This is a genomic window from Pseudomonas caricapapayae, from assembly GCF_001400735.1.
Classification (GTDB): Bacteria; Pseudomonadota; Gammaproteobacteria; order Pseudomonadales; family Pseudomonadaceae; genus Aquipseudomonas; species Aquipseudomonas caricapapayae.
On record NZ_LJPW01000091.1, the window covers coordinates 1 to 8,326 of the forward strand.

Genomic DNA, 8,326 nt, shown 5'->3' on the forward strand with positions numbered 1-8,326 from the left:
ATTCGCCCGACGTCGGGCGATCCAGACAGCCGAGAATGTTCATCAATGTCGACTTGCCGGAGCCGGAGGCGCCGACAATCGCCACGAATTCGCCTGCGTGGATCGACAGATCGATACCGCGCAGCACGTTGACCAGCGGGCTGTCGCCACCGCCGTAGGATTTGCGGATGGCGCGCAGGTCAATCAGTGGCGTGTGCATTCAGCCCCCGCTGCCGACAGAGGAAGGCAGCAGCAGGCGATCGCCTTCATTCAATCCGTCGAGAACCTGCACGCGCAGGCGGTCGCTGATGCCGGTGCGTACCTGACGGTCGTGCACATCACCATTGGCGGATAGCACCTGCGCGGTCTGCACATCGGTCTGCGGTCCGCTTCGTAGCGCTGCCAACGGCGCGGTGAGGGTATTCTGTGCGCTGCCGGCGACGAAGAATATCTGTGCGGTCATTTCTGCCATCAGCGCCTGATCGCTGTTGTCGACGTCCAGCAGTACGGTGTACAGCACGACCCGGCCGCCGCCGCTCTTGCGCGCACTGCTAGGGCTGCCGCCGCCCTGATTGGCCTGATCCAGCGGCCTGGGCGGCACTGGCAGGATCTGCCGCACGGTGCTGCTCCAGCGCCGATTGCCGCCGCTCAGGGTAGTGAAATAGGCGGTCATGCCGGGTTTGACATGGCCGATATCGGCTTCCGAGACTTCAGCCCAGACCGTCATCGGCGACAATCGGGCGATGCGCAGAATCAGCGGCGTCTGTTGTTGCGCGTTCAGTGTCTGACCTTCGCGGGCATCGAGCGCGACCACCGTGCCGCTCATGGGCGCATAGATGCGCGTATAGCCCAGCGCGGCCTCGTCACTGCGCAGCGCTGCCTGGGCTTCGAGGATCTGCGCCTTGAACATGTCGACCCGTGCCTGGGTGGCGCGGAATTCAGACTCCGCAGCCTGCACATCCTCGGCCCGCGTTGCCCCGCCTGCCGCCAGGCGCTTCTGACGCTGCTGCTTCTGTTCGGCCAGTTCATGCAGCGCGCGCTGTTCCTGAAGCTGGGCCTTGAGGTTTTCAATGGCATAACGCGCGGCGTCCAGCCTGGCTTTTTGCGTCGACGGATCGATTTCTACCAGCAAGTCGCCTTCCTTGACCTGATCGCCGACCTGCGCATGGATTTTCATGATCTGCCCGGTGGCCTGTGAGCCGACGTCCACATAGCTGCGGGGTTGCAAGGTGCCCAGCGCAGTGACGCTGTTCTCGATATTGCTGCGGGTCACCGTGACGGTCGATGCAGGGTCCTTGCTGTCAGGCATGATCTGCCAGGCACACACAGCGATGACCGGGAACAGGCACAGCGCTAACAGAAGGGCGCGTCGAGGATGGCGAGAGCGTTTCATGCAGGTTCCTGCGTGGGAAAAATCAGCCGGTCGACGGACCAGGGCTGCAGAACGGCTCTTTATAGAGAGCTGCCCTTTAAACGAGGGATGGAGGCGGGAATTTAGCGTCGACAGCAGGTTGCAGTGCGCGGGTAAATTTCGACCCTGAGCTTCGTTTAAGGGGAGCGGCTAATTCGGGTCGTCTCGTCGAGTTGGAGTCAGCGTGATTATTTCCAGACCCCTGTGCAGTTTTGTCTTTGCAGGTCTTTCCTTCTTGCTGGTATTGCCCGCGCATGCCCTGGTTGGCGATGATCGTCAGGCCGCCAGCGCCGAGATCCGGCGTACCGCTTTTGGCGTGCCGCATATCGTCGCGGCCAATGAGCGCGGCCTGGGTTACGGCATCGGCTATGCCTATGCACAGGACAACCTGTGTCTGCTGGCCAATGAGATTGTCACCGTCAACGGCGAGCGCTCGCGCTATTTCGGGCCGGACAAGGCGACCCTTGAACAGCGCAGCAACATGGCCAGCGACCTGCTGTTCAAGTGGCTCAATGCACCCGAGGCGCTGGCGGATTTCTGGAAAGCGCAGCCGCTCGAGATTCGCCAATTGATGCAGGGCTATGTCGCGGGTTACAACCGTTCGCTGGCTGAACAGAAAGCCACGGGGTTGCCGCAACCGTGTGCCGCCGAGTGGGTTCGGCCGATCACGACTGATGATCTTGTGCGCCTGACTCGTCGCTTGCTGGTCGAGGGCGGCGTGGGGCAATTCACCGAGGCGCTGGCCGGTGCCATGCCGCCTGCGCTGCAAAAGCCCGCTCAGACTGGCCATCAGCAAGATCGGGCGCTGCAATTGGCAGCACAGCGCAACCAGCACTTCGCTCTGGAGCGCGGCAGCAACGCCGTGGCGATAGGGCACGATCTGTCTGCCAACGGGCGCGGCATGCTCTTGGCCAACCCGCATTTTCCATGGGGCGGTGGCATGCGCTTCTATCAAATGCACCTGACTATTCCTGGCAGGCTCGACGTGATGGGTGCGGCGTTGCCGGGGCTGCCGCTGATCAATATAGGGTTCAACCGGCATCTGGCCTGGACCCATACCGTCGACACGTCGAAACACTTCACCTTGTATCGCTTGCAGCTCGACCCGAAGGACTCCACGCGTTACCTGCTGGATGGCCAATCGGTTGCGATGGGTCAGCAGCCGGTGAGTGTCGAGGTGAAGCAGCCGGATGGCAGCTTCAAGTCTGTGCCGCGCATTGTCTATTCGTCGAGGTTCGGGCCGGTGGTGCGATGGCCAGGCAAGCTGGACTGGGACAGCAAGTTTGCCTACAGTCTGCGCGATGCCAATCTGGAAAACGACCGCGTGCTACAGCAGTGGTATGCGATGGACAGGGCCGACAGCCTCAATGCGTTTCAGGATTCGGTGCATAAGATCCAGGGCATCCCGTGGGTCAACACCCTGGCAGTCGATGCCAAGGGGCAGGCGCTGTACATGAACCTCTCGGTAGTGCCGAACGTTGACGCCGCCAGGCTCGCCAGGTGCAGTGATCCGCGCATCGGCACGGAGCTGATCGTACTCGATGGCTCACGCAGTGAGTGCAACTGGGAGGTCTCCGCCGATGCGGTACAGCCAGGCATCTATCCGTCCTCTCGCCAGCCGCAACTGTTGCGCAGCGACTTTGTGCAGCATTCCAACGACTCGGCCTGGATGGTCAATCCCGTCGCACCGCTGAAGGGCTTTTCGCCGCTGATCAGCCAGGACGGTCAGCCGCTGGGTCAGCGGGCGCGTTTTGCGCTGGATCGGCTGGGCAGCCTGCGGCAGGCTGGCAAAGTCAGCGTCGAAGACCTGCAAGCTATGGTCATGGACAACGAGGTGTATCAGGCCGGGCAAGTGCTGCCGGACCTGCTCAAATTCTGTGCCTCGGAGCTGGGTGATGATGCTGCTCGTCTGGCACCGTTGTGCGCTGCACTGAAAGACTGGGACGGACGGGCTGACCTGAACAGTGGCATCGGCTTCGTCTACTTCCAGAAGATCATGACGTCCATGCAGGGTGTTGCCTCGCGGTGGCGCGTTGCATTCGACCCGCGGGACCCGGCTCGTACGCCGAGCGGGCTGGCGATTGAAAACCCTTCTGTTGCCACCGCACTGCGCGCGGCCATGCTCGCAGCCGTCGATGAACTGACCAGGGCAGGCCTCTCGGCAGGCCGTAAATGGGGCGACATTCAGGTCTCCAGCATCAGCGGCAAGCAGATCCCGATTCACGGCGGTCCGGCCGGGCTCGGCGTCTACAACGCCATGCAAACGGTGGCCGGCAAGGACGGTAAGCGCGAGGTGGTCAGTGGCACCAGCTACCTGCAAGTGGTGTCGTTCGACGAGCAGGGCCCCATGGCGCAGGGGTTACTGGCGTTCTCGGAATCGAGCAATCCACGGTCACCCCATTCAAGCGACCAGACTGAAGCGTTTTCAAAAAAGCAGTGGCAGGTATTGCCGTTCACTGAACAGCAGATCAAGGCTGATCCTGCGTATGAGGTGCAAGTGATAAGCGAAGAGGCTGATCGCTGAGAACGGCAAGCAAAGCGTTTGGGCCATGCGGCCCAAATGCGCTTTCCGGGAATCAGCCGCCGGGTGTATCGATATCGGCGTCAACGCCAGTGGTTGGCTGATGATTGCGCAAATCCTCGGTTTTTTCTTCCGGCTCATGGTCAGGTACATAGGCGCTGTCGCTGGTTGACTGGCTCTGCGACTGAGTCTGTGACTGGCTTGGGGAAGGCGTCTGGCCCTGGCTCTGGCCATTGCCCTTTTCAGTTTCGGGTTTGACGTCACCGACTTGCGGCTCGATTGCCGGATCGTTGCGGTCCGGGCCCGGGCTGGCAGGTGCGTCCTGATTTGGCGTCGGTTCTTTCTGACGTTGCGGTTCGATAGACATGAGTACCTCGATATCGGTTTCAGAAAATTTTCTGACACAGTTTCGAGGGGGCACAATGGGGATCGTTCGATTCAGTTGCCGAATGGTGATGCTGGCTGGGGTGCTGCGTGTGCAACTGTCGGGTAAGCGCTGTTCGCGAAGAGCCGGTACGTCGCATGGGATGCATCGAGCGGAATATAGCCTTCGCGAACAGGTTTGCTGCTAAAGATACGCGCAGCGCAATCAGAGCACTTTTTTGATCGCGTCACACACTACGTCGATGTTCTTCTGATTCAGCGCGGCCACACAGATACGCCCGGTGTCCAGCGCGTAGATGCCGAACTCGCTGCGCAGACGATGGGCCTGCTCGGCGGTCAGGCCGGAGTAGGAGAACATGCCGCACTGACGGGCGACGAAGCTGAAGTCCTGGCCAGCCGGATTATCGGCCAGACGCTCGACCATGGCTTTACGCATGCCCTGAATGCGCAAACGCATTTCGCCCAGCTCTTGTTCCCATAGCGCACGCAGTGCCGGGTCGTTGAGGACCGCAGCAGAAATGATTGCACCGTGCGTCGGCGGGTTGGAGTAATTGGTGCGGATCACGCGCTTGACCTGCGACAGGACGCGAGCGGTTTCTTCCTTGGATTCGGTAATGATCGACAGTGCACCCACGCGTTCGCCATACAGCGACAGCGATTTGGAGAACGAGCTGGACGCGAAGAAGGTCAGGCCCGACTCGGCGAACAGGCGCACTGCCAGAGCGTCTTCCTGAATGCCTTGACCAAAGCCCTGGTAAGCCATGTCCAGGAACGGTACATGGCCCTTGGCCTTGACCACGTCAAGAACCTTTTTCCAGTCTTCAAGGTTCAGGTCGACGCCGGTCGGGTTATGGCAGCAGGCGTGCAGCACGACAACCGAGTTGTCCGGCAGGGCCTGCAGGTCTTCAAGCATGCCTGCGCGATTCACATCGTGGGTGGCTGCGTCGTAGTAGCGGTAGTTCTGTACCGGGAAACCTGCGGTTTCGAACAGTGCGCGGTGGTTTTCCCAGCTTGGATCACTGATCGCCACAACGGCGTCGGGCAGCAATTGCTTGAGGAAGTCGGCACCGATCTTCAAGGCACCTGTGCCGCCGACCGATTGAGTGGTCAGCACACGGCCCGAAGCGATCAGCGGCGAGTCGGTGCCGAGCAGCAGTTTTTGCACGGCCTGATCGTAAGCGGCAATACCGTCGATCGGCAGATAGCCGCGCGGTGCGTGCTGGGCGACGCGGTTTTTTTCAGCTTCAGCCACGGCACGCAGCAGAGGAATGCGCCCGTCTTCATCACAGTAGACGCCTACGCCAAGGTTGACCTTGGTGGTGCGGGTGTCGGCGTTGAATGCTTCGTTGATACCCAGGATCGGATCGCGGGGTGCCATTTCGACAGCGGAAAACAGGCTCATTGTGCGGCGGCTCTTGATGAAGAGTGGGTAGGGGATGCACGCTGCGGCCGAATGCGCCAAAGCGGTGCACAAACAGGGCCTAGTATAGAGAGCATCACTGCGACGGGCGACAGTTCAGGCGGGTTTTTTCGAGGTATATGCGCATATTTTCAGAACGATCGTGCCGTTCAAACCTCAATGCTTTAAGTGCGCGCCTTGAAAGGCTGGCATATGGCTCCATCTAGTAAGCATCATTTCAAGACATCGCACGCCTTTTCCCGGCGGGATCGGGCGTTGGCGATGATTTCGTCATGGCCTGCCTGGCAGGTGCAGACGAGTCCCTTGCGCGATCCTGTCGCGAACGAATCAAGAGGTAGGTTATGTCCGAGTTCCAGCTCGTTACCCGTTTTGAGCCAGCCGGCGATCAGCCCGAGGCCATTCGTCAACTGGTCGAAGGGATCGACGCAGGGCTCGCACACCAGACGTTGTTGGGGGTGACCGGCTCGGGCAAGACGTTCAGCATCGCCAACGTGATTTCCCAGATCAAGAGGCCGACACTGGTGCTTGCGCCGAACAAGACTTTGGCCGCGCAGCTGTATGGCGAATTCAAGGCGTTTTTCCCGAATAATGCCGTGGAGTATTTCGTTTCCTATTACGACTACTACCAGCCCGAGGCCTATGTTCCTTCGTCGGATACGTTCATCGAGAAGGATGCGTCGATCAACGATCACATCGAACAGATGCGCCTGTCTGCGACCAAGGCGCTGCTCGAGCGCAAGGACGCGATTATCGTTACCACAGTGTCGTGTATCTACGGTCTGGGCAGTCCGGAAACCTATCTGCGCATGGTCATGCACATCGATCGCGGCGATAAACTCGATCAGCGTGCCTTGCTGCGACGCCTGGCCGACCTGCAGTACACCCGCAACGACATGGACTTCGCCCGTGCGACGTTTCGGGTGCGCGGTGATGTGATCGACATCTACCCGGCCGAATCCGATCTGGAAGCGATCCGGGTCGAACTGTTCGACGACGAAGTCGAGAGTCTGTCGGCGTTCGACCCGCTGACTGGCGAGGTCATCCGCAAGCTGCCGCGCTTTACGTTTTACCCAAAGAGCCATTACGTCACGCCGCGTGAGACGCTGATCGAGGCGATGGAAGGGATCAAGGTCGAGCTGCAGGAGCGCCTGGAATACCTGCGCAGCCAGAACAAACTGGTGGAAGCACAGCGTCTGGAGCAGCGAACCCGCTTCGATCTGGAAATGATGCTCGAGCTGGGCTACTGCAACGGTATCGAAAACTACTCGCGCTACCTGTCGGGACGTCCGTCCGGTGCACCGCCGCCGACCTTGTTCGATTACCTGCCACCGGATGCCTTGCTGGTGATCGACGAATCCCACGTCAGCGTGCCGCAGGTCGGCGCGATGTATAAAGGTGACCGGTCGCGCAAGGAAACCCTGGTCGAGTACGGTTTCCGCCTGCCGTCGGCGCTGGATAACCGGCCGATGCGGTTCGACGAGTGGGAGGCCATCAGCCCGCAGACCATTTTCGTCTCGGCGACTCCGGGTAACTACGAGGCCGAGCACGCCGGGCGTATCGTCGAGCAGGTGGTGCGCCCGACCGGCCTGGTGGACCCACAGATCGAGATCCGTCCGGCGCTTACGCAGGTCGACGATCTGTTATCGGAGATCCACAAGCGTACTGCGCTGGAGGAGCGGGTGCTGGTCACCACGCTGACCAAACGCATGTCCGAGGATTTGACCGACTACTTGAGCGACCACGGTGTACGGGTGCGTTACCTGCACTCGGACATCGATACGGTGGAACGTGTCGAGATCATCCGCGACCTGCGACTGGGTACGTTCGATGTGCTGGTGGGCATCAACCTGCTGCGCGAAGGTCTGGACATGCCGGAGGTGTCGCTGGTGGCGATCCTCGATGCCGACAAGGAAGGCTTCCTGCGTTCCGACCGCTCGCTGATCCAGACCATTGGCCGAGCGGCACGGAACCTCAATGGTCGGGCGATTCTGTATGCCGACCGGATTACCGGCTCGATGGAGCGCGCCATCGGCGAGACCGAACGGCGTCGCGAGAAACAGCTGGCGTTCAACCTGGAACATGGCATCACCCCCAAAGGCGTGTTCAAGGACGTTGCCGATATCATGGAAGGCGCGACCGTGCCCGGCTCGCGCAGCAAAAAGCGCAAAGGCATGGCCAAAGCCGCCGAAGAGAATGCTCGTTACGAAAACGAACTGCGCTCGCCGAGCGAGATCAACAAACGCATTCGTCAACTGGAAGAGAAGATGTACCAACTGGCCCGCGACCTGGAGTTCGAAGCCGCCGCTCAGATGCGCGACGAGATCGGCAAGTTGCGCGAGCGGTTGCTGGCGGTTTGATTTGTATGACGGATACACAGTCGACCCTCGTGCCAATGCTCCGCGTTGGCACGCCGTTGTCGGACCCCAATCCATCTGACATCCCAGAACCGCCGTGTGACGCAGAGCGTCACGAACTGCATTCCGACGCGGAGCGTCGGCACGATAATCAATACAAGGTTTATGCCTTGCACACAGCCGCTGCCAACGCAGTGCTTTTCAACCGCGATCGCACAAACGACGCCAAGTGCGACGTAAGTGACGGCTGAGTCCTG

6 protein-coding genes are annotated in these 8,326 nt (G+C 60.4%); 2 read left to right on the forward strand and 4 right to left on the reverse strand.

The genetic code is table 11. From position 1 onward, the window contains the following. Both ALO80_RS13880 and ALO80_RS13885 read right to left on the reverse strand, forming a co-directional pair. On the reverse strand, window positions 1-199 hold a 199-nt coding region (locus ALO80_RS13880; protein WP_122341699.1), incomplete at its 3' end, for an ATP-binding cassette domain-containing protein. Next, the gene (locus ALO80_RS13885; protein WP_054986859.1) at window positions 200-1,372 is read right to left on the reverse strand and encodes an efflux RND transporter periplasmic adaptor subunit; all 1,173 of its coding nucleotides are present in this window, start codon (window positions 1,370-1,372) and stop codon (window positions 200-202) included. A 202-nt stretch (window positions 1,373-1,574) separates the two neighbouring features. Between ALO80_RS13885 and pvdQ the strand changes: the two genes are divergently transcribed. Continuing rightward, complete coding sequence (pvdQ, locus tag ALO80_RS13890; protein ID WP_055009412.1) at window positions 1,575-3,914, forward strand: bifunctional acylase PvdQ; 2,340 nt, start codon at window positions 1,575-1,577, stop codon at window positions 3,912-3,914. Between the two features lie 52 nt (window positions 3,915-3,966). On the opposite strand, the gene ALO80_RS13895 is transcribed toward pvdQ, so the two are convergent. Both ALO80_RS13895 and ALO80_RS13900 read right to left on the reverse strand, forming a co-directional pair. Continuing rightward, entirely contained in the window at window positions 3,967-4,278 is a 312-nt protein-coding gene (locus ALO80_RS13895) for a hypothetical protein (RefSeq protein ID WP_003407694.1), read from the reverse strand. Between the two features lie 222 nt (window positions 4,279-4,500). Continuing rightward, complete coding sequence (locus ALO80_RS13900; protein ID WP_055009413.1) at window positions 4,501-5,697, reverse strand: amino acid aminotransferase; 1,197 nt, start codon at window positions 5,695-5,697, stop codon at window positions 4,501-4,503. A 359-nt stretch (window positions 5,698-6,056) separates the two neighbouring features. Between ALO80_RS13900 and uvrB the strand changes: the two genes are divergently transcribed. Then, window positions 6,057-8,072, forward strand: coding sequence for an excinuclease ABC subunit UvrB (gene uvrB / locus ALO80_RS13905; protein ID WP_003366641.1), 2,016 nt, complete (start codon window positions 6,057-6,059; stop codon window positions 8,070-8,072). The last annotated feature ends 254 nt before the right edge of the window (window positions 8,073-8,326 follow it).

Bases quoted from the DNA above. Each gene is read 5' to 3' on its own strand.
- ALO80_RS13885 (WP_054986859.1), bottom strand. From the start codon at position 1,372: ATGAAACGCTCTCGCCATCCTCGACGCGCCCTTCTGTTAGCGCTGTGC.
- ALO80_RS13895 (WP_003407694.1), bottom strand. From the start codon at position 4,278: ATGTCTATCGAACCGCAACGTCAGAAAGAACCGACGCCAAATCAGGAC.
- ALO80_RS13900 (WP_055009413.1), bottom strand. From the start codon at position 5,697: ATGAGCCTGTTTTCCGCTGTCGAAATGGCACCCCGCGATCCGATCCTG.
- uvrB (WP_003366641.1), top strand. From the start codon at position 6,057: ATGTCCGAGTTCCAGCTCGTTACCCGTTTTGAGCCAGCCGGCGATCAG.